Origin of the sequence: Parazoarcus communis (assembly GCF_003111665.1) — a bacterium.
GTDB classification, from domain to species: Bacteria; Pseudomonadota; Gammaproteobacteria; order Burkholderiales; family Rhodocyclaceae; genus Parazoarcus; species Parazoarcus communis_B.
Genome location: NZ_CP022188.1, coordinates 4,724,063 through 4,745,651 on the forward strand (window position 1 = coordinate 4,724,063; position 21,589 = coordinate 4,745,651).

At 64.4% G+C, this 21,589-nt stretch carries 18 protein-coding genes and 1 pseudogene; 9 read left to right on the forward strand and 10 right to left on the reverse strand.

Annotation, left to right across the window (positions count from 1 at the left end):
- Positions 1-159 precede the first annotated feature (159 nt).
- Positions 160-876 carry an REP-associated tyrosine transposase gene (locus CEW87_RS21480; RefSeq protein ID WP_108976310.1) on the forward strand — a complete coding sequence of 239 codons (717 nt, stop codon included), beginning with the start codon at positions 160-162 and terminating at the stop codon, positions 874-876.
- Here the strand turns inward: CEW87_RS21480 and fdhF are convergent.
- From fdhF to CEW87_RS21510, 6 genes and pseudogenes are all read right to left on the reverse strand, one after another.
- The gene (gene fdhF, locus CEW87_RS21485) at positions 863-3,667 is read right to left on the reverse strand and encodes a formate dehydrogenase subunit alpha (RefSeq protein WP_108976312.1); all 2,805 of its coding nucleotides are present in this window, start codon (positions 3,665-3,667) and stop codon (positions 863-865) included. The genes CEW87_RS21480 and fdhF overlap by 14 nt on opposite strands.
- The gene (locus tag CEW87_RS21490) at positions 3,664-5,373 is read right to left on the reverse strand and encodes an NAD(P)H-dependent oxidoreductase subunit E (protein WP_234421611.1); all 1,710 of its coding nucleotides are present in this window, start codon (positions 5,371-5,373) and stop codon (positions 3,664-3,666) included. Before CEW87_RS21490 ends, fdhF begins: the two co-directional genes overlap by 4 nt.
- 173 nt (positions 5,374-5,546) lie before the next feature.
- Positions 5,547-6,317, reverse strand: a complete 771-nt coding sequence (locus CEW87_RS21495; RefSeq protein WP_108976316.1) for an alpha/beta fold hydrolase — start codon at positions 6,315-6,317, stop codon at positions 5,547-5,549.
- Between the two features lie 67 nt (positions 6,318-6,384).
- Positions 6,385-7,347 carry a DMT family transporter gene (locus CEW87_RS21500; protein ID WP_108976318.1) on the reverse strand — a complete coding sequence of 321 codons (963 nt, stop codon included), beginning with the start codon at positions 7,345-7,347 and terminating at the stop codon, positions 6,385-6,387.
- A gap of 481 nt (positions 7,348-7,828) precedes the next feature.
- Positions 7,829-9,211: a sensor domain-containing diguanylate cyclase gene (locus CEW87_RS21505; RefSeq protein ID WP_108976320.1), complete on the reverse strand. Its 1,383-nt coding sequence runs from the start codon at positions 9,209-9,211 to the stop codon at positions 7,829-7,831.
- 81 nt (positions 9,212-9,292) lie between these two features.
- Positions 9,293-10,027: pseudogene (locus CEW87_RS21510) on the reverse strand (YoaK family protein); the annotation flags it as partial.
- A gap of 191 nt (positions 10,028-10,218) precedes the next feature.
- Here CEW87_RS21510 and CEW87_RS21515 point away from each other — a divergent pair.
- The 7 genes from CEW87_RS21515 (at position 10,219) to CEW87_RS21545 (ending at position 17,684) form a co-directional block, all read left to right on the forward strand.
- A complete protein-coding gene (locus CEW87_RS21515) occupies positions 10,219-12,129 on the forward strand; it encodes a B12-binding domain-containing radical SAM protein (RefSeq protein ID WP_108976324.1) in 1,911 nt (636 codons plus the stop codon).
- Between the two features lie 89 nt (positions 12,130-12,218).
- Complete coding sequence (locus CEW87_RS21520) at positions 12,219-13,382, forward strand: FAD-dependent oxidoreductase (protein ID WP_108977464.1); 1,164 nt, start codon at positions 12,219-12,221, stop codon at positions 13,380-13,382.
- A gap of 35 nt (positions 13,383-13,417) precedes the next feature.
- Entirely contained in the window at positions 13,418-13,642 is a 225-nt protein-coding gene (gene nrtS / locus CEW87_RS21525) for a nitrate/nitrite transporter NrtS (protein WP_108976326.1), read from the forward strand.
- Positions 13,643-13,941: 299 nt separating this feature from the next.
- Positions 13,942-15,348, forward strand: coding sequence for a sodium:solute symporter family transporter (locus CEW87_RS21530; protein WP_199917087.1), 1,407 nt, complete (start codon positions 13,942-13,944; stop codon positions 15,346-15,348).
- 14 nt (positions 15,349-15,362) lie between these two features.
- Entirely contained in the window at positions 15,363-16,028 is a 666-nt protein-coding gene (locus tag CEW87_RS21535) for a glycosyltransferase (protein WP_108976592.1), read from the forward strand.
- A 5-nt stretch (positions 16,029-16,033) separates the two neighbouring features.
- Positions 16,034-16,945 (forward strand): HD-GYP domain-containing protein, encoded by a 912-nt coding sequence (locus CEW87_RS21540; RefSeq protein WP_108976594.1) that lies wholly within the window; start codon positions 16,034-16,036, stop codon positions 16,943-16,945.
- Positions 16,946-16,994: 49 nt separating this feature from the next.
- Entirely contained in the window at positions 16,995-17,684 is a 690-nt protein-coding gene (locus CEW87_RS21545; protein WP_199917088.1) for a haloacid dehalogenase type II, read from the forward strand.
- Positions 17,685-17,716: 32 nt separating this feature from the next.
- Here CEW87_RS21545 and CEW87_RS21550 read toward each other — a convergent pair whose 3' ends face one another.
- Genes CEW87_RS21550 through CEW87_RS21565 form a run of 4 tightly spaced genes read right to left on the reverse strand, consistent with a single transcriptional unit; the run spans position 17,717 to position 20,305 of the window.
- A complete protein-coding gene (locus CEW87_RS21550) occupies positions 17,717-18,250 on the reverse strand; it encodes a DoxX family protein (RefSeq protein ID WP_108976596.1) in 534 nt (177 codons plus the stop codon).
- Positions 18,234-19,049, reverse strand: a complete 816-nt coding sequence (locus CEW87_RS21555) for a DNA-binding domain-containing protein (RefSeq protein ID WP_199917089.1) — start codon at positions 19,047-19,049, stop codon at positions 18,234-18,236. Before CEW87_RS21555 ends, CEW87_RS21550 begins: the two co-directional genes overlap by 17 nt.
- Positions 19,046-19,966 (reverse strand): DUF692 domain-containing protein, encoded by a 921-nt coding sequence (locus CEW87_RS21560; RefSeq protein WP_108976598.1) that lies wholly within the window; start codon positions 19,964-19,966, stop codon positions 19,046-19,048. Before CEW87_RS21560 ends, CEW87_RS21555 begins: the two co-directional genes overlap by 4 nt.
- 27 nt (positions 19,967-19,993) lie before the next feature.
- A complete protein-coding gene (locus tag CEW87_RS21565; RefSeq protein WP_108976600.1) occupies positions 19,994-20,305 on the reverse strand; it encodes a DUF2282 domain-containing protein in 312 nt (103 codons plus the stop codon).
- Positions 20,306-20,616: 311 nt separating this feature from the next.
- Here CEW87_RS21565 and arsS point away from each other — a divergent pair, with 311 nt between their 5' ends.
- Positions 20,617-21,585 carry an arsenosugar biosynthesis radical SAM (seleno)protein ArsS gene (gene arsS, locus CEW87_RS21570; RefSeq protein WP_108976602.1) on the forward strand — a complete coding sequence of 323 codons (969 nt, stop codon included), beginning with the start codon at positions 20,617-20,619 and terminating at the stop codon, positions 21,583-21,585.
- Positions 21,586-21,589: the final 4 nt, after the last annotated feature.

Here is a 21,589-nt window from a genome sequence, read left to right on the forward strand (position 1 = left end):
AATCGTTCTTTGCGACCGCCTCACGCAACGCAAGAACCAAAGGGGTCAGAGTCGTTTGAAACTTTCAAACGACTCTGACCCCTTTGGTTCTTGACCCCTTTGGTTTTTCTCCAACATCCGGATAGCATTCTCCGTATATGCCAAATGAGACCTTGCACAATGCCGAGAAAACCAAGACTCTCAATCCCCGGGATGCCACAGCATGTCATCCAGCGAGGTAACAATCGACAGGCCATCTTTATTGTCGATGAGAATTATCACCAGTTCATCGAGATGCTCTCGCTCGCCGCGGACCAGCATGATTGCCAGATTCACGCCTATGTACTGATGACCAATCACGTGCACTTGCTCGCCACCCCGAGCACCGGGGATGGGATCGGCAAGATGATGCAGTCCCTTGGTCGCCGCTACGTGCAGTACTTCAACCTCCGAAACGCGCGCACCGGCACTTTGTGGGAAGGACGCTACAGGGCGACCCTGATCGACACCGAGCAGTATCTCTTTGCGTGCATGCGCTATATCGAACTCAATCCGGTGCGTGCCGGGCTGGTGAAGCGGCCGGGCGAGTATCGGTGGTCCAGCTTCAGGTGCAATGCATTTGGCGCCTTGGACAAGTTGGTCACGCACCACGCCCAGTATCTGTCACTGGCCAACGTTTCAGCCGCGCGCCAACGAGCCTATCGGGCCATGTTCGATGGGCAGATTGAAGACGCGTCGGCGGACGAGATTCGCCGGGCGACCAACAGCGCATGGGTGCTTGGCGGTGTCGAATTTGCCCAGACGGTTGTCTCGCGACTCAATCGTCGGGTCACACCCGTGGGGCGCGGGGGTGACCGACGATCGCCGAGCTTTCAGAAACGGATCAAACGACTCTGACCCCTTTGAAACGTACCCGCAGGGCGCAGTACTTGAATTCGGGGATCTTGCCGAAGGGGTCGAGGGCGGGCTGGGTGAGCAGGTTGGCGGCGGCTTCGACGTAGCAGAAGGCCATGAACACCGAGCCGCGCTGCACGCCTTCGTCGGCTCGGACTTCGAGTTCGATCTGGCCTCGGCGGGTTTCGAGGATGACGTGTTCTCCGTGCGCGACACTGATTTTCGCCATGTCGTCCGGGTGCATGCCGCACCAGGGCACGGGGTCGAGCGCGTCGAGCACGTCGGCGCGGCGGGTCATGCTGCCGGTGTGCCAGTGTTCGAGCACGCGGCCGGTGATGAGCACCATCGGGTAATCGGCATCCGGCAGTTCGGCTGCGGGCAGCGGCGTGACCGGGACGAAGCGGCCGAGGCCGTTGCGGGTGGGGAAGTCGGTCTGGAACAGCACGGGCTGTGAGGGCGCCTCCACGGCCACCTTCGGTGCAACGACCGCGCCCTCGCCTTCGAGCGCCGCCCAGGTGATGCCGGCGTAGCTGGGCATGGCGCGGGTGAGTTCGGCGAAGATCTCGGCCGGGCCGGCGTAATCCCAGGCCAGCCCCATGCGCTGGGCGATCTGCTGGATGATCCACCAGTCCTGCCGTGCCTCGCCGGGCAGTGGCAGCACCGGTTGCGACATCTGCACCAGGCGGTCGGTGTTGGTGAAGCTGCCGGATTTTTCGTACAGGCTGGATGCGGGCAGCACGACGTCGGCGAGCATCGCGGTTTCGGTGAGAAAGATGTCCTGCACCACGAGGTGTTCGAGCCCGGCCAGTGCGGCACGGGCGTGTTCCAGATCCGGGTCGGACATCGCCGGGTTCTCGCCCTCGATATACATGCCACGGATGCGCCTGGCGCTGGCGGCGTCCATGATCTCGACCACGGTGAGACCGGGTTCTTCTGCCAGCTTCGCACCCCACAGGGATTCGAAGCGGGCGCGCACTTCGGGCTCGGACACGCGTTGGTAGTCGGGGAACATCATCGGGATGAGGCCGGCGTCGGACGCACCCTGCACGTTGTTCTGCCCACGAAGCGGATGCAGGCCGGTGCCGGGGCGGCCGATCTGGCCAGTCATCAGCGCCAGCGCAATCAGGGCACGTACGTTATCCGTGCCGTGGGTGTGCTGCGACACGCCCATGCCCCAGAAGATGATGCTGTTGGGGCCGCGTGCGTAGGCGCGAGCCACTTCGCGCACGGTGTCGGCCTCGATGCCGGTGATCGGTGCCATGCGCTCGGGTGGGTATTGCAGTGCGGCTTCGCGGAAGGCATCAAAGCCTTCGGTGCGGGCGGCGATGAAGGCCGGATCGGTGAGGTCTTCCTCGATGATCACGCAGGCCATCGACAGCAGCAGCGCCACATCGGCATCGGGGCGGAACTGCAGCGTGCGCCAGGCGTGGCGGGCGAGCGGGGTCTGGCGCGGGTCCATCATCACCAGCTTCGATCCGCGCTCTGCGGCGTTCTTGATGAAGCTTGCCGCCACCGGGTGATTGGCTGCCGGGTTGGCGCCGATGACGATCATGAGATCGGCAAACTCGACGTCGCGCACCGGGTTGGACACCGCCCCCGAACCGATGCCTTCGAGCAGCGCCGCCACCGATGAGGCGTGACACAGCCGGGTGCAGTGGTCGACGTTGTGGGTGCCAAAGCCGGTACGCACCAGCTTCTGGAACAGGTAGGCCTCTTCGTTGCTGCCCTTGGCCGAGCCGAAGCCGGCCAGCGCGTGCGGGCCGTGCGCGCGCTTGATGCGGGCGAGCCCTACGGCGGCGAAGTCGAGCGCTTCTTCCCAACTGGCTTCGCGGAAGGCGGCGAGCGGGTTGGCGGGGTCGAGATTCACGCCCTTGGGGATGCCGGGCTTGCGGATCAGCGGTACGGTGAGGCGCTCGCGGTTGCGGCTGTAGGTGAAACCGTAGCGGCCCTTCACGCACAGCCGGCCGGCGTTGGCGGGGCCGTCGCGACCTTCGGCAAAGACGATCTTCTGCGCGGCGCCCTCGCCCGCCACATGGTAGGTGAGCTGGCAGCCGACACCGCAGAACGGGCACAGCGAATCGACCTTGCGCGTGGGGACGAAGCGCGGCGATTGCGGTGCGGCTGCGGTCTGCGCTGTGCTAGCGCTGACCGTGGCCGGTAGCAGCGCCCCGGTCGGACAGGCCTGCACGCATTCACCGCAGCCGACGCAGGTGGAGCTGCCCATGGCGACATCGAGGTCGAACACGATCTTCGAGGCGTCGCCCCGGTGGGCGTAGCCGATGACGTCGTTGACCTGCTCTTCGCGGCAGGCACGTACGCAGCGGTTGCACTGGATGCAGGCGGCCAGATTGACGGCGATGCCGGGGTGGCTGGTGTCGGTCGCGGGTTGTTCGCGCGGGGCAAAGCGGCTGGCGGTGACGCCGAGTTGGTCGCACCAGTGGGCAAGTTCGGAGTCGGCTTTCTCGGTTTCGGGTGCGACATCGGCACGCAGCAGTTCGAGCACCATGCGTTGCGAGGCGCGGGCGCGCTCGCTCTCGGCCTTGACCTTCATGCCGGGTTTGGGTGCGCGGCAGCACGACGGGGCGAGCACGCGCTCGCCGTCGATCTCGACCACGCAGGCGCGGCAGTTGCCGTCGGCACGCAGTCCGTCGGTGTAGCACAGGTGCGGGATATCGACGCCGGCACGGCGGGCGGCGAGCAGGATGGTTTCGCCGGGCGCTGCCTCGACGGTCTGGCCGTCGAGCTCGAAGGCGATGGTGTCGGTGGCGAGGGTCCCAGTGGTGAAGGTCGTCATGCTGCGCCCTCCCCTGCGCGCGCATCGGCTGGCGTGGCACCCACCTCATGCGGGAAATAGCGCAGCACCGAGCGCACCGGGTTGGGCGCGGCCTGGCCGAGGCCACAGATCGAGGCGTCCATCATCGCGCTGCCGAGTTCGTCGAGGAGCGGCGCATCCCACGTCTTCGCGGCCATCAGGCCGGCGGCCTTGGCGGTGCCAACGCGGCACGGCGTGCATTGGCCGCAGGATTCGTGGGCGAAGAAGTGCATGGCGTTCTCGGCCAGCGCACGCGCCTTGTCATGCTGCGAGAACACGACGATGGCAGCCGAGCCGATGAAGCAGCCGTAGGGCGCGAGGGTGTCGAAGTCGAGCGGCACATCGGCCAGGCTCGCCGGCAGCATGCCGCCCGAGGCGCCGCCGGGGAAATAGCCGTAGAGTTCGTGCCCCGGCGCCATGCCACCGCAGTGCTCGTCGATGAGCTGGCGCAAGGTGATGCCGGCATCAGTCACGATCACGCCGGGCTTGGCCACCCGACCGCTGACCGAGAAGCTGCGCAGGCCCTGACGGCCGTTGCGACCGCGCTTTTCCAGCCAGTCGTAGCCCTGCACCAGGCTGGTGTCGACGATGTCGCGCACCCACCACAGGGTTTCCGGGTTGTGCACCAGCGTGGGACGTCCGAAGAGACCCACTTCGGCCACATAGGGCGGGCGCAGCCGCGGCATGCCGCGCTTGCCTTCGATGGATTCGATCATCGCCGACTCTTCGCCGCAGATGTAGGCGCCCGCGCCCCGGCGCACCTCGATCGGCGGCAGGTCAGGCCAGGCTGCGCGCACCTTGTCGAGTTCGGTGATGAGCATTTTGCGCAAGGCGGGGTATTCGTCGCGGATGTAGATCCAGATCGCGGCGATGCCGACCACGCGGGCTGCTATCAGCATGCCTTCGATGAAACGGTGCGGATCGCGCCCGAGGTAGTGGCGATCCTTGAAGGTGCCGGGCTCGCCCTCGTCGATATTGACCGCCATGTTGCGCGGTGCCGGCTGCGCCATCACCGTGCGCCATTTGCGCGCAGCCGGAAATCCCGCGCCGCCCAGCCCCCGCAGGATGGCGGTGTCGAGTACGCCGAGGACTTCGGCGACGTCGTGCTCGCCGCTACGCATCGTTTCATAGAGGTGGTAGCCACCCGCTGCGCGGTAGGCGTCGAAATCGATGATGTCAGGCGCGTGCTCGACGCGATCATCGGCGTCCACCACGGCCATCACCTTGTCCGCACTCGCCTGATGAACGGGGTTCTGCCCCACGACCGCCACCGGCGCGCAGTCGCAACGCCCGACGCAGGGTACGCGCTGTATCCGCACATCGGCGCCAACCCGGCCTTCAAGCTTCACAGCCAGTTCTTCGCCGCCGTGCATCGCACAGGTCAGCGAATCGCACACCCGCACGGTGAGCGCAGCCGGCGCTGAATCGCCCTCGGCCACAACGTCGAAGTGATGATAGAAGGTCGCGACCTCGTACACCTCGGCGCGCGCCAGCTTCATCGCCTCGGCCAGTGCCGCGAGGTGGTCTGCGAACAGCGCCCCGTGCGCATCCTGCAGACGGTGCAGATACTCGATCAACCGTTCGCTCTGCGGCGTCTCGCCCGCAAGCGCAGCCTGCGCCGCAGCGCGGGCGGATTCAGGGAGTGGCGGGCGATTGGGGCCGCGGCGTGATCCTACATTGACGAGCATCGGCATCATTCCTTAGGAATTATCTATAAGAACATAAAATTCCTTTGATGCAACAATACGAGATTATTGCTCACTTGAAAATAGCTCTTTGGAAGGAGAAGAAAAACCAAAGGAAAACCAAAGGGGTCAGAGTCGTTTGAAATTTTCAAACGACTCTGACCCCTTTGATTTGTTCAATCGAGGACGCGCTCGACGAAGGCGGCGACGGCTTCGATGACGGCTTGCGGTTGGTCCTTGTGCGGTGAATGGCGGCAGTCGGCCAGCTTGACCAGGTCCACGTCGTTCGCGCCTGCCGCAATGCGGTCGATCTGCTCCATGGTGGCGTACTCGTCGTCTTCACCCTGGATCGCGAGGACGGGCGCGGTGATGGCAGGCAGGATGTCCTCGATATTCCAGTCGCGGAAATCCGGATTCAGCCAGATGTCCTGCCAGCTACGGAATACCGTGTCAGCATCGTTATGATATTTGGCGAGCTTGGCAGGCAGGTCGGTGGTGTCCCAGATGGTCCGCGCCTGGCGAATGCCTTCAATGGTGACGTCTTCGACGAAGACGTGCGGCGCCACCACGATGACGCCGGACGGGGATACATCGGTGCCGCCCGCGCACAGCAGCGCGATGGAGCCGCCATCCGAATGGCCGAACAGGAAGGGCTGCTCAAGTCCAAGTGCGTCGACGAATGCGGGCAGCATGGCCAGCCCCTCTTCGTGAAGGTAAGTCACTTCGCGCTGCCGCGTCGCCGGATCGGAGCGGCCGTAACCGACGCGCGAGTAGACGATCGCCTCGCAACCGGTCGCGTCGGCCACCTTTTGCGGGAAATCGCGCCACATCGACACGGAGCCGAGGCCTTCGTGCAGAAACACCATGGCGGGCACGTCGTCGCGCGGATGCGCCGAAGGCAGGCGGACAAATTCCAGATTTGTGCCAAAAATGCTGACGGTCTTCACTCAAGTCTCCGGAGTAATTCTTCTGAGCCCCGGATTATTGCGTATCTCGCGCCTGAAGCGATCCTTTTCAGCGACTCATTGCGCCGGTCCGGCCGATACGCTGACGCATCCCCGACAGCACCACCCCACCCAGGATGAGGGCGAAGCCGCCGATGTGGAAGGCCTGCGGCACTTCACCCAGCAGCGGCCAGGCGGCAAGCACGGCGTACATCGGCACCAGGTAGAGTGAAATGCTTGCGCCCGCGGGGCCACTCATCGCAACCAGGCGGTCGTAGCACAGGTAGGCACCCAATCCGGGCACAAGGGCGAGGAAGACAAGCGCGAAATAGAGCTCCCAGCGACCAAAATCGGGGGACTGCAAAGCAAGCGTTTCAAACGCGGCAAACGGCGCGAGGGCGACGATACCGCCGATCATCAGTGCGCCAAGGCGCACCTCGGCAGGCAGTTCCGGGAGGGGGCGACGGCGGGCCAGCACGGTGTAACCCGCCCAACCGCACGCAGCCAGCACCACCCACAGATCGCCGCGACCGAAGGAGAGGCTGCCGAGCGCCTCGATGTCGCCACGCGAGAGGACGAGGAGCACACCCCAGATCGCCAGCGACATGCCCACGGCGCGCTGCGTACCCACCGGCACACGCCACACGATGGCCTCGATCAGGGCGACCAGCGCCGGACAGGCGGAGATGATGAGCGCCACGTTGGTGGCACTGGTGTGCACCGCGCCGATATATTGCGGGCCGACCGCAACGCCCATGCCGAGGGCGCCGAGCAGCAGCACGCGGGGGGCGTTGGCAATCAGCACCTGACGCGACCGCCACAGCCGGGGCGCGATGAACGGCATCAGGATCGCGAGGGCCAGCACCCAGCGACCAAAGGCGAGAAAGACGGGGGGAATACCAACGCTTTCCGCCCAGCGGGCGACAACCATGTTGGCAGCGAACAGGGCTGGGGCGATGAGTATCAGCGGGAGCGCGGCAAGCTGCGGGCCGGCAGCGTAGCCCGAGCCAGAGCGGGCAATGATTCCGGACATATGTATTTCCTGAACGGTTCGTTCATCGGCCTGCCAGGATCGACACCACCCCGTGGTTGGGGGAAGGCCGAAAACGCAGACCACCTGGACGCCTTGTGGGCGAGTCCAAAGCGTACCGGTTCAGGAAAGGAATGAAATTTCTGCTTTTCGCCAAAAAACAGAAGGACCTAGAACAAAATTTCCAACAAACCCAATTGAACGGAAAATTTATCCTCGCATACATCTAAAAAACTGAATAGTTCTGCGTTTCAAGCGCAAAACCCCGATCACACCCAGGATCAGCTTGCAAACGCAGCCTCCACCGATTAATGCATTTGACATCATCGAAAACAGAAAAGCCTTCCGTATATCGCATGCTCCACGACAATGCTCAAGACCGACTGCTCGTTTTTTGGATCACGCGGCGCCGCGGAGCGCGCAGAGAAAACCTTCTTCCCGGCCTCCCCTCCGCGAGCTCCGCGGCGCCGCGTGCAATCGGCCTTCAAGACTCGGCAAGCACCGTGCAATTGCGGCCCGCGGCTTTGGCCTGATAGAGCGCCTTGTCGGCGCGATCAACCAGGTGCTGGAAGTCGGGGTGACCGTCATGTGCCGCAACACCAATGCTGGCCGTAACGCTGACGCTCTGGTCGTCGGTCAGCGGCGTCACGCTCGCCTCGATGCGGCGTCGTATCTTCTCTGCTACGGAACACGCCTTGATGTGATCCACCTCGGCCAGCAGGATCAGAAACTCCTCGCCACCATAACGAAAGACGAAATCACTGGCCCGAACCTGCCCAACCAGCACGCCCGCCACGTTCTGCAGCACCCTGTCGCCGGACTCGTGCCCGAACCGGTCATTCACCTGCTTGAACAGATCGATGTCGAGCAAAAGCACGCAGAACGCCGTGCCCTTGCGTCGGCTGAGTTCAATCTCGCGCTTCATGATCGTGGGCAGGAAGCGACGGTTGAACAACTGCGTCAGCACATCACGGCCAACCTCAAGATCGGTCAGGCGCTCAAACATCGAGGCGAGCAGAAACCGGATCTGCTCGACTTCGCTCGTGACAGCCTTGATCAGCGCACGAACATCATCGGGGACCGGCGCCTTCTTTCGGGCAAAAACGGCTTCGGGAAAAATTGCGTTGTCTACGCGGGCAACACACTCCGCGATCAGGGGCAGCTCCCGCGTATTGTCGAAAATCAGGGCGGCCTTGTGATTGAGCCACAGTCCGAACGCCGAACTGGTCAGGGACGTGCCCCCTTCGAGTGACAGACCCATTGCCATCGCGCGAAACAGACGGCTTTCCCAGTCGAGCAATGCACTCGTCTGCCTCTCCCGCTCAAGCAGCAGATCGCCGCTGCCAGCCGACATCCTGTAGGCCTCGTCAGTGCGGACTTCGTGCTCGTGCGAATGCTCGAAGGCGGCGCTCATCTCCTCGAACGCAACATCGATCAGATGAGTGACCCGCATGATGGCGAGAAGGGTTTCGCTGCGACCGAGCCTGCCGGCCACGATGCGCGAACAGATCTCGCGCTTGAGCAAACGCATGCCTCGAGCAACCAGCTGCAGCGGAATCTCGGCACGGGCATGCACCTCACCGACATGGCGCTGCATCGCAAGTACGGCCTGAAGTTCGGCCTCCGAGTCATGACACAGCAGCCTTTCAAGCCATTTCTGCAGTCCCGGCTTGAGGCGGGCCTCGACGGCCTTCACCGACAAAAAGGGCGAGGCATTGGGGTCCTGCATCATGTAGTCGTAGAACGCATCTGCGAGCACTGCCTTGTCACGCCTGACAAGCTGACTGATCTCCTGCTTCACGAGCGCCAGCGCCCCCTCTGGCGCCCACTCGAACAGTGCATCGATGGATTCATATGAGTAGCTCATTGTTCCTCCTTACTGTTCCTTCCGGCACTCAAGGGAAAAGCTCGTTACACGACATCAGGGGCGCAGCAAACGCCGCGCGAAAACACGCAGATCGTCCAGCGCCGGGATGCTCGCCAGCAATACCAGTGCCAGAGCAAGCGGCACCGTGAGGGAATACCCAAGATGCTTGAATCCGAAGGCCCCGAAGAGCCCGCCGGCGAAAAAGGACAGCGTCAGCAGCGACAGCAGTACGAGGCGATCGCGGTCAGCCCTGACCGCCTGAACCGCATCGTGCTTGTGGCTGTTCCAGTACGCAAGCTTGCCGAGTTCGATCCCGATATCGGTCACCATGCCGGTAATGTGCGTAGTCCGGATCACGGAGTTGGACATCTTGGTCACGACCGCATTCTGCAGCCCCATGATGAAGCACAGCAGCATGATGGTCATCGGTACGAAGAAGCCCTCGATCGCCGACAGGCGCGCACCCAGAAGACCAAAACACAGCAGCAGCATCGCCTCCAGCAACAGTGGCATGGCGTATACGCTGTGCAGTCGCTGCCGACGCGAGAAATTGATCATGATGGCGGTACACGCCGCGCCGGCAATGAAGGACAGCAGGCCGCCCAGGCCGGCCAGCACCAGATCGAAGCGCCCCAGGGCGACGTTGTCGGCCATCGACGAAACGATCCCGGTCATGTGCGAGGTGTACTGCTGTACGGCGAGAAATGCACCCGCGTTGGTGGCGCCCGCCACAAAGGCAAGCGTGACGCCGAGATGGCGATTGCTCTTCGCAGACCGGCTGCGACCGGTTAGACGCCTCGAGTAATTGATAGGCATTGAAACGATATCCAGTGGTCCCGGCTGGGCGCCTTGCGCCATCCGGAGACCTTGTACACACAGGGTAATGAGAAAGCCTCTTTCATTCTCCCACCAATCCACCCACGGGGTTGGGCGCACGCGCGGTTCGGCACCAAATAGTCCGGTTCGTGGTAGAACAGCAACTGATCCTGATCAGAAGTCCGTTCCCGATGTCCGATACCCCGCTGCGCGTGCTCTCCGTCATTCCGCCAATGACGCAGTTGAACACGCCCTACCCGTCCACCGCCTACCTCACCGGCTTTCTGCGCTCGCGCGGCGTCGATGCGGTACAGGAAGACCTTGCCCTGGCACTGGTGCTGAAGCTGTTCTCGCGCGATGGGCTGAGCGCGATCCGAGCCCATGCCGAAGCACTGCCGGTGCGGCGTCGCAGCGAGAGCGTCGAATGCTTCCTTGAGCACTTCGAGCGCTACCAGAAAACCATAGAACCCACGCTCGCCTTCCTGCAGGGGCGCGACTCGACGCTTGCCCACCGCATCGGCAGCGGTGCGTTTCTGCCCGAAGGGCCGCGCTTCGACACGCTCGACGCCTATGTCGACCCGGACGGCGGCGACCCGCTGGGCTGGGCTTTCGGCGCACTCGGCGTGCACGACCGCGCCCGTCACCTGGCCACGCTCTATCTCAACGATCTGGCCGACGTGCTGCGCGAGGCGGTCGATCCGCGCTTCGAGTTCGTCCGCTACGCCGAGTCGCTGGCCCTGAGCCAGCCCACCTTCGAGCCGCTGGCGCGGGCACTGGCCGCAAGACCGAACCTGGTCGACGACACCCTGCACGCACTCACGCTCGACGCCCTGTCGCGCCACGCGCCGCAGGTGGTGCTGGTGTCTGTGCCCTTCCCCGGCGCGGTGTATGCGGCCTTCCGCATCGCGCAGTCGGTCAAGGCGCACAACCCGGCCATCGTCACCGTGCTCGGCGGCGGCTATGTGAATACCGAACTGCGCGAGCTGGGCGAGCCACGCGTGTTCGACTATTTCGACTACGTCACCCTGGACGACGGCGAACGCCCGCTGCTGGCGCTGCTCGACCACCTGCGCGGCAAGCGTTCGCAGCAGCGCCTGGTACGCACCTTCGTGCGCGATGCCGACAGCGGCGCCGTGCGCTACATCAACCTGGTCGAGCCCGACGTACCCTTTGCCGAAGTCGGCACGCCGACCTGGGACGGACTGCCGCTCAACCGTTACCTGTCGCTGCTCGACATGCTCAACCCGATGCACAGGCTGTGGTCGGACGGACGCTGGAACAAGCTCACCGTGGCTCACGGCTGCTACTGGAAGAAGTGCAGCTTCTGCGACGTCAGCCTGGATTACATCTCGCGCTACGACGGTGCGTCGGCCGCCACCCTGGTTGACCGCATCGAAGCCATCATCGCCGAGACCGGCCAGACCGGCTTTCACTTCGTCGACGAAGCCGCGCCGCCCAAGGCCTTGCGTGCGCTCGCCGAAGAGCTGTTGCGGCGTGGCGTGTCGATCTCGTGGTGGGGCAATATCCGCTTCGAGAAGTCCTTCACCCCCGAGCTGTGCCAGCTGCTGGCCGACAGCGGCTGCATCGCGATTTCAGGCGGGCTGGAAGTGGCCTCCGACCGCCTGCTCACGCTGATGAAAAAAGGCGTGTCGGTCGATCAGGTGGCGCGCGTCACCCATGCTTTCGCCGAGGCTGGTGTGCTGGTGCATGCCTACCTGATGTACGGCTTTCCGACGCAGACGGTGCACGACACGGTGGATGCGCTCGAATACGTGCGCCAGCTGTTCGAGGCGGGCTGCATCCAGTCCGGCTTTTTCCACCGCTTCGCCTGTACCGTGCATTCGCCGGTGGGCATGAACCCGGCGGAATACGGCGTGCGCCTCGAGCCGCTGCCGCCAGGCAACTTTGCCAAGAATGACATCGGCTTCATCGACCCCACCGGCGTGGACCACGATGCGCTGGGCAAGGCGCTGAACAAGGCGCTGTACAACTACATGCACGGCATCGGGCTGGATACCGGGGTACGCCAGTGGTTTGACGACAAGGTGCCCAAGCCCCGCGTGCCACGCAACTTCATCGAGCAGGCGCTGCAGCATCGCTGAACGCAACCTGAAAAGCGGGTTCATAGTCTGGTGTAATGAATTCGCGCCCGGCGGCGACCAAGCCCAATGACTCGACCCCTGAAAACTTCATGACCCAGGCTGCAAAACACCTCGTTCTTGCCGGCGGCGGACATGCACATCTGTCTGTGCTGGAGATGCTTGCTCAACGCAAACCTGCCGGCCTTGCGACCACGCTGATCACACCCGCTCCCTTCCAGAACTATTCCGGCATGCTGCCGGGCTGGATTGCCGGGCACTACACGCTGGATGAGTGCCGCATCGACCTGCGCCCGCTGGCCGAGGCTGCCGGTGTGCGTCTGGTCGTCGGACGCGTCACCGGCATGGACGCAGATCAGCACCGCCTGCACCTCGACGATGGCAGCACGATGGACTACAGCCTGCTCTCGCTCGACGTCGGCAGCGAAACCGACACCTCGGATCTCGCCGCGCTGGGCGAGCGCCTGCTCCCGGTGAAGCCGCTGGATGATTTCTTCGTGCAGTGGCCGCTGCTCATGGCCACCGCACTTAAGACGCCGGGCTTCCGCATGAGCGTGATCGGTGGCGGCGCAGCGGGGGTGGAGATCGCGCTCGCGGCAAGCCACCGATTGCGTGAGGCTGGTGGCACGGCACGGATCGACCTGGTCATCTCGGAGACGGGGCTGCTTCCCGGCCATGCGGCGGGCGTCGTCAAGCGCGCACAGCAAAGTCTCGACGAGGCAGGCATCGGGATCCATCGCGCGCGTGCCCGCGCCAGCGAAGCCGGACTGGTGCTTGCCGATGGCACGCAACTACCGGCAGACAAAGTGATTGCCACGACCGGCGCGCGGCCGCTGGGTTGGCTGGTGCACTGCGGCCTCAAGCTTGACGCGCGCGGCTACATCCTTGTGGATGCCCACCACCGCAGCCTGTCCCATGCCGACGTCTTTGCCGCTGGAGATACGTGCGCACGCACGGATGTGCGCATGGCGCGCTCGGGTGTGCACGCGGTGCACGCGGGTCCGGTCCTCGCCCGCAACCTGCTGGCAACGATCGAAGGCGGCGAAGTGCAAACCTACCAGCCGCGCCGTCGCTCCCTGTATCTGCTTGCCACCGGACCTCGGCATGCGATCGCATCCTGGGGCCGCTGGTCGGCCGAAGGCGCCTGGGTGTGGCGCTGGAAGGATCGCATCGACCGCCGCTTCATGAATCGCTTCGCCCTGCCCGGCCGCGCCATCAGCGCTGCCACGCCGGCCAGCGCCGAGCGCAAGACCTGAGCATTCCCCCATACCGCCTGAACCATAGACCCAACATGTCCGAAGTCCTCCGCCTCGCCCTCTCACCCGCGATCGTGCGCAACGCGCTGCGCGTCGCCCTCGTTGTGGGCACCATCCTGAACCTGATCAACCAGGGCACCCCCCTCATCTCAGGGGAAGCCGTCTCCTGGTTTCATGTATTCCTGAACTATCTGGTGCCCTACTGCGTGTCCAGTTACAGCGCTGCGAGCCACGAACGAGCACGCAGGCGCGCCGGCTGATCCGCCGGCAACGAATGAAAAATCAAAGGGGTCAGAGTCGTTTGAAAATTTCAAACGACTCTGACCCCTTTGATTTTGTCTGACCCCTTTGATTGCCTCTTAGATGGCCTTTGATTTTGTCCATTGGGCACCCCGTAAGGATTTGCCCGGCTCGCGCGACCAAACGCAAACGATCCGTTTGTGGAGCCCCTCATGCAGCATCCCGACTCGACCCCGCCGCGCAAGCGCACCTGCGCCCTGCTTGCCGACAATCCGCCACATCGCGCCAACGCGACTGCCACCTCGCAGAGGGGCGACGCATGAGCACCATGACCGAGCTTCAGGGTGTCTTCTTCTGGTCCTTCCTGGTCGTCTTCGGGCTGGTGATGTACTGGATCTCGCCGCGCGCACGGGACGAGGCCGGCTTCTTTCACGGTGCGGACGATGCCGGCAGGCCGGCTTCGGAATGGGCGCTGATGATGAGCGTGTTCATCAGCTGGGTTTTTGCCAAATCGGTCACCAATGCAGCCAACCTGGGCGCGGCCTACGGCATTGTCGGCGGGCTGGCCTATGCCGCTTACTGGCTGTCGATCCCGGTGGCCGGCTGGATCATCTATCGTCTGCGCACCCGCGAAGGGGCGACCGGCATGGTGTCCTTCCTGATCGCGAAATACGGCCGCGGCGCGGGGCTGGCGTTTTCGGCGGCCATTCTGGTGCGGCTGTTCAACGAAGTGTGGAGCAATACCGCAGTGGTCGGCGGCTATTACGGCGACGCGGGCTCGGGCGCCTTCATTGCGGCAGCGCTGCTGTTCACTGCGTCGGTGCTGTTCTACAGTCTGAAGGGCGGGTTGCGCAGCTCGATCTTCACCGACGTCATCCAGGCGGTGGTGTTCGTGCTCTTTCTCGGCCTGACCCTGCTGTGGGTCGTGCCGACCCACGGGCCAGTGGCCCTGCTCACCGAAGGCGAGTTTGCGCTCGGGTCGGGCGTCGACCTGCTGCTGGTGGCGGTGCTGCAGGTGCTGTCCTACCCCTTCCATGACCCGGTGCTGACCGACCGCGCCTTTGTCACCCGCGAGAAGACCATGCTGCGCGCCTTCATCGTGGCCGGCGTGCTCGGCTTTCTCGCCATCGTGGCCTTCAGCCTGGTGGGCGTGCATGCGCGCCTCGAAGGCATGCCCGTGAGCGGCAACGTGCCGGCCGATGTGGCGCGGGTACTCGGCGTGGCGGGCTTCTTTGCCATGGCGGTGGTGATGATCTCCTCGGCGGCATCGACGCTGGACTCGACCTTCACCTCGCTCGCACGCTCGGTCGCGCATGACCTGCCGCTGCTGGCCGGACGCTCGAAGCTGCTGCGACCGGTGCTGGCGGGCGCGATTGCGATGGTGGTGTTTGCGCTGATCGGCAACCTGCCGATGATCGCCGGCACAGACATCCTGAAAGCCACCACGATCAGCGGCACCATGGTCATCGGTCTGGCGCCGGTGTTCCTGTTTTCGCGCTGGGTGGGCTATTCGCCGCTGTCCTTCCACCTCAGCTTCTGGACCGGCATGATCCTGGGCACCTTGCTGGCGGTCGGCGCAATCCCGCCGGGCTGGGCGATTGGCGACGGCAAGTACGCGCTGCTGCTGGGTACCAACCTCTATGGTCTGGGCTTGTGCATGACCGGCTTCCTGCTGCCGCTGGCCTTCAGCCGTCGCCCGGCGCGCGGCTACGAAGGCGCGGCCTGAGGCGCCACACCAGCATGCCGGATACGCCTGCCCCGCCAAGCGCAAACGACAGCGCCGTACCACGGCTGTCGATCATCGTCCCGGTGCTGAACGAGGCGATGCGAGCCTATGCGCAGCTGCGCCTGCTCGCGCCCTTGCGCCGCTGCGGGGTGGAGGTGATTGCAGTCGACGGCGGCAGCACCGACGACACCCTGGCGGTCGCCCGCCGTCACGCCGGGCGGGCAATCACGGTGCCGGGGCCGCCTGCCCGGCAGTTCAACGTCGCCGCCGCATTCGCCAGCGCCGAAGTCCTGCTGCTGGCCGGAGCCGGCATCGTGCTGCCCGCCTTCGCCGACCAGCTGATCGACCAGGCCATGCAAGACGACGGCTGCGAGTGGGGCCGCATCGACCTGCGCCTGAGCGGCACACCGTGGCGACGCCTGCTGGCCAGCCTGCCGGATGCCATCACCGGCCGGCACGCCGAACGCGAGGCCGCAGCACCGCTGTTTGTCAGTCGCAAGGCCTTCATGGCCGTGGGCGGAATTCCACCCGACGCATCGCAGGCACTGGCGGCGCTCGCGAAACAGCTCCGCGACGCCGGCTTCAACGCCACCAGGGTACGCAAACCCGCACGCATGCGGACCACAGCGCGGGCCTCTCCGCCGATGTTACAGTGGCTGGGGAAGCACATCAGGGAGTAGCGCGCATGAGTCTGTTCGACTATTTCAATCCTCGACGCAAGGCTGCGGACGACAAGTCGGCGCAGATTCTGGCCAGCCTGCTGGTCATGGCCTGGGTTGTCGAGGCACGTGACCCCTACACCGGCGGCCATCTCTGGCGCGTATCGCGCTACTCGGCCCTGCTGGCTGAAGCAGCGGGCATCAGCGGTGGCGCGCTGGCCCGCATCGAGATTGGCGGCTTCCTGCACGACCTGGGAAAGATCGGCATTCCGGACGCCATCCTGCGCAAGGCGGACAAGCTCACGGACGACGAATACGCCATCATCAAGACCCATCCCGATGTCGGCGCGCGCATGCTCGCAGGCCATCCGCTGGCAGCCCTGGTGCGCCCCGCGGTGCTGCATCACCACGAGACACCGGACGGCCGTGGCTATCCGCATGGTCTGGCGGGCGATGCGATCCCGCTCGACGGCCGTCTCGTAGGCGTGTGCGACGCGTTCGATGCCATGACCAGCAGCCGCCCGTATCGCAAGGGCATGCCGATTGCGCAGGCGCTCGACATCATCCGCGGCCGCCTCGGCACCCAGTTCGATCGCGAACTGGGCGAGCAGTTCATCACCCTCGGCGAAGGCGGCCTGCTCGACCACATCGCCGGACACAGCGACGAGGGCATTCCGCTGCAGAACTGCATGATGTGCGGTCCCACCCTCGTGGTGAGGCGCGAAGCACAAGCGGGAGAAGACGTGTACTGCCGCTCCTGCGGTGGTGAGTACCACCTCGAGAAAGGCGACGACGGTCGTCCCCACGCGGTGCCGACCGGGCGCAAGGGCAATCCTGCCGCGCTTGAACCCGAGGCCGACACCGACCTCATCTCACGCGTGATTCAAAGCGCTGCCGCACGCGCACCCGTCGAGGAAATGATGGCCGCAAGCCCCTGAGCATCGCCAGAACAGCACTTGCCAACCCCAGGCACGGAGAAGAGAGACCATGAGAACAATCAGACTGGATGGCGTCGAAGCCTGCATCTTCGATGCTTATGGAACCCTGTTCGACGTCTCCAGCGTCGCCCGTGGCGCTGAAACCGCACTGGGCGACAAGGCAAAGGACGTGCTCGATCTGTGGCGTGCAAAGCAGCTCCAGTACACCTGGCTGCGCAGTCTCGCCGGTCACCACGCGGATTTCTGGCAGGTCACCGGGGAAGCACTCAACTTTGCGTTGTCGAGCTTCAACCTGGATCGCGCCGACCTCAAGGTCCAGCTCATGGCCTGCTACATGAGCATTCCGGCCTACCCGGAAGTGAGCGAAACCCTGCAACGGCTCAAGACCAGCGGCATGCGCCTCGCCATCCTGTCCAACGGCTCACCCGCGATGTTGTCGGCAGCCGTCGAACACGCCGGCCTGAGCGCATTCTTCGATGCGGTCATATCGGTCGAGGAAGTCGGCGTTTTCAAGCCGCATCCGAGCGTCTACGCCTTGCCCGAAAAGCATCTCGGCGTTGCAGCGGAGCGCAGCTGCTTCATCTCGTCCAACAGCTGGGATGCGTTTTCGGCGAAGGCTTTCGGTTATCGGGTGATGTGGTGCAACCGTTTCAGGCAGCCCCCCGAGTGCCTGCCATCGATGCCCGACGGCATGATCGGGGATCTCTCTGCGTTGCCGGAAATCGTGCTGGCCGCGTAAGGCCGGGTACGCCCGGCCGGCGCAGCGGGCGCTCAGTCTGCACGGTAGCGGCGTGCGATCCAGTGATCGATGGAGATCCTGCCCGGACCTTTCGCGATCAGGTACAGCAATACGGCGGCCCACACGCCATGGGTCGGATAGGCGTCGGGATAGACGAAGATCTGGATGGTCAGCGTCATGATCAGCAGCGCGAGCGCCGAGAACCTCGTCATCAGCCCGAACAGGATCAGGATCGGGAACAGGTGCTCGGCGAAGGCGGCCATCGGCGCGGCCAGCTCGGGCGGAATCAGCGGCAGACGGTACTCCTCCTGGAACAGGTAGAGCGCGGTATCGGACAGCGTCGGCACACCAAGACTGAAGTCGCCGTTGATCAGGTCGATGGCCATGCCTTCGACCTTGGTCTGGCCGGATTTCCAGAACACCGCGGCGATCGAGAAGCGCCCGACAAAGGCAATCAGCGAGGGCGGAATCCGCCCCATCAGTCCGATACTGCGCCGGACGAGTTGCAGCAGGGCCGGTTCACCGGCGGCGGGCAGGTGCGTTACGGAGTCAGTATGTGTGTTCATGGTCGTCATCTCCTGTGCGGAGTGCAGTGATGATCTGCCAGTGCAGCAAGGTGCCCAGCGCAGCGACGAGATCGAAATCGGGGTCGCACGCCGCTGCCGCCTGTTGCGCGACAGCCAGTTCGGCCCCCTGTACGAAGTGTTCGATGAAGACGCCAACGCCAGTCGTCAGCGCAATACTGTGCACATCGAGCCCGACACGCAGCACCATGACCGCCTGCGCCAGCATCGGGTCCACTGCTTCAAGCTCGCCCTCGCCCTGATGTGCCGCCCACAGGGAATGCACCGCATAGCGCGAATTCAGTACGGCAACCGAGGGGTGCGCATGAATCCGCAGCACGGGTAACTGTTCGGGGGCAGCGAGCACCCCGGCAATCGCTTCTGCAGGCAGCGCTTCGACATCGGCCGCATGGCAGGCTTCGAGGCGCAACATCTCGAGCCGGGCCACATCGGCGAGATAGGGCACGGATGCGGCTGGCGGAAAGTCTTCGACAAAGGCCGGAAAATCACGACCGTAAAAGGCCAGCACGCGTGACTGCGGTGGCCGCTCGGCAACGAAGGCCCGTGCCATTGCGCGGAAGAAGACCTCGCCCACCAGTGCGCTGCATACCGGAAAGGTTTCGGCCAGCGCATCGACCAGCGACACCACGACATTGTTGCGATAGACGGCGAACCGCCGCGCCGGATCGGAGCCGTTCCAGGTGCACAGCCCGCCCGGCAAGTCCTGCGCCGGATCGAGCAGCGCGCAGGCGAAATCGGCCTGCATCGAATCGGTCTGTACCGAACTGATCGCGGCGCTCATGCCTGCGCCCCTTCAGCGACACGGGTCGCCGCCGGCTGCGGCAGGCTTGCAAGCATCCGCCCGGCGCGCGCTGCCTCGGCAAGCAGGACTTCGAATGCCGGCAGATCGTTGTCGCGCTCGAGCAGCGTGGCAACCGCGCCGGTCAGCGCAAGCGCATCGGCGTAAAGCGCCCAGACGGCCTCGGCCACCGGCGCACCATGACTGTCTATGAGCAGGGGGTCGCCGGCACCGTCCATCTGCGTTGCGAAACCCGCAAGGTGAATCTCGCCCACCTGATCGAGCGGCAGGGCACGCAGGTAGGTCCGTGAATCACGTCCATGGTTGATGCAGGACACGTGGATGTTGTTTACGTCGAGCAGGAGACCGCAACCGGTACGGCGAACCACTTCGGAGATGAATTCGGTCTCGCTCATGCTCGAGGCTTCGAACTCGACATAGGTTGCCGGGTTTTCGAGCAGCATGCGCAAGCCGAGGCGTGCCTGCACCTGATCGACATGCGCGCACACGCGGTCGAGCGTGGCAGCGGTGTACGGCAGGGGCAGCAGATCGTTGAGGAAGGCGTCGCCGTGGCTGGACCACGCCAGGTGTTCGGAGAAGGACTGCGGTTGGTAGCGTGTGATCAGCCCGGCCAGTGCGTCGAGATGGCCGGCATCGAGCGCCGACCCGGCACCGATCGAGAGCCCCACACCGTGCAGCGACAGCGGATAGTGCTCGCGGATGCGTCCCAGGTAATGATGCAGCGGGCCACCGGGCACCATGAAGTTCTCGGCATGAACTTCGAAGAAGCCGACGTCCGGTTGCGTCCTCAGCACGTGTTCGAAATGAGCCGGCTTGAGCCCCAGCCCTGCCCGCGCGGGCAGGCTGGATGCGGAGGCGCAAGCTGCGGACTGCAGGGCAGGGTTGAGCGTGAATGTCATGTGCGCCTCCGATTCAATCCGGCCCGATCAGGCCTTCTTTTCCTTGAAGGCTTCGAGCTGACCGAAACCTGTCGGCGAGGTCGGCGAGGCGGTCTTGTCGCAGGTGCCCTTGGGGACCAGCGACCAGGCGTTGCCCTGGTAGTCGATCCTGGAGGTGCCGGCGCAGGTTGTGCCCGGCCCGGCCGCACAATCATTCTTGCCCTTGAGGGAGACGCCAAAGCACTTCTCCTTGTCCATCGATTGCGCCGCAGCCGGGGTGGCGGCAATCGAGAGGGCGGCACTCAGGGCAAGCGCCATGGCGGCGGCGGTGGCGTAGCGGGCGGTGGTGGATTGCGACATGGTGAATCTCCTTTGGAGAAAATGCGGGTCATGAGTGAAGCAGGAACACACGAAACAGATCGTCCGACGTGTTGCAGCCTTCGTCGCGACCAACGGCAGCTTTCTTACAGGCGTCTTCTCGGGAATTCCGCAAACGCTCCGCTTGGCGTCACGCTCCGGGCGCCCTGACAAACCGGCCGGCGTGCAATCGGATGCGCACGGAGCGCGCTGAAACTGTTGCGCCGATGTAAGGTCTCACCCGCCACATTCGACCAAGCGTGCACAGGGCGATCACGCGAACGGTCGCCGCAATTCACGACACAAGGACATCCATGCACGCCACCCTGCCCCTGCTCCAGGCCACCGCCTTCCCCGCTCTGCGCCGCGACCGGCTGACCACGCTGCAGGTCAATCTGGGCTATCGCTGCAACCAGACCTGTCTGCACTGCCATGTCAATGCCGGCCCCAACCGTACCGAGATGATGGACGCCGCAAATCTCGCGCTCGTCACCCAGGTCATCGAGGCACGCCGCATCGAGACCATCGACCTCACCGGCGGCGCACCCGAACTGCATCCGGCCTTCCGCGAAGTGGTCCGTTCGGCGCGGGCACAGGGCGTGAAGGTGATCGATCGCTGCAACCTGACCATCCTGTTTGAACCCGGCCACGAAGATCTCGGCCAGTTCCTCGCCGAGCAGCAGGTGGAGGTGGTTGCCTCCCTGCCCTGTTATTCGCTGGAGAATGTCGACAAGCAGCGCGGCAAGGGTACCTTCGACAAGAGCATCGCCGCCCTGCAAACGCTCAATGCGCTGGGTTACGGCAAACCCGGCACCGGGCTGGTGCTGAACCTTGTCTACAACCCCCAGGGCCCGTCGCTGCCCCCCGACCAGGTCAGGCTGCAGGCCGACTACAAGCGCGAGCTGTTCAACCATTTCGGCATCGTCTTCAATGAACTCTATGCGCTGGCCAACATGCCGATTCAGCGCTTCGGCTCGATGCTGATCTCGAAGGGGCAGTTCAACACCTACATGAAGCTGCTGAAGACGAACTACAAGGAGGACAACCTTGCCGGCGTGATGTGCCGCAGCCTGGTCAGTGTCGACTGGCAGGGCTATCTGTACGACTGCGATTTCAATCAGCAACTGGGGCTCGCCCTGCCCGGCGCCTCGATGCCCGCGCGTCCGCATCTGCGCGACCTGCTCAAGACCAACCCCGCCGGCGATCCGGTACGGGTGGCGGACCACTGCTATGGCTGCACCGCCGGCCAGGGCAGCAGTTGTGGCGGCGCACTTCAGGCCTGATGAC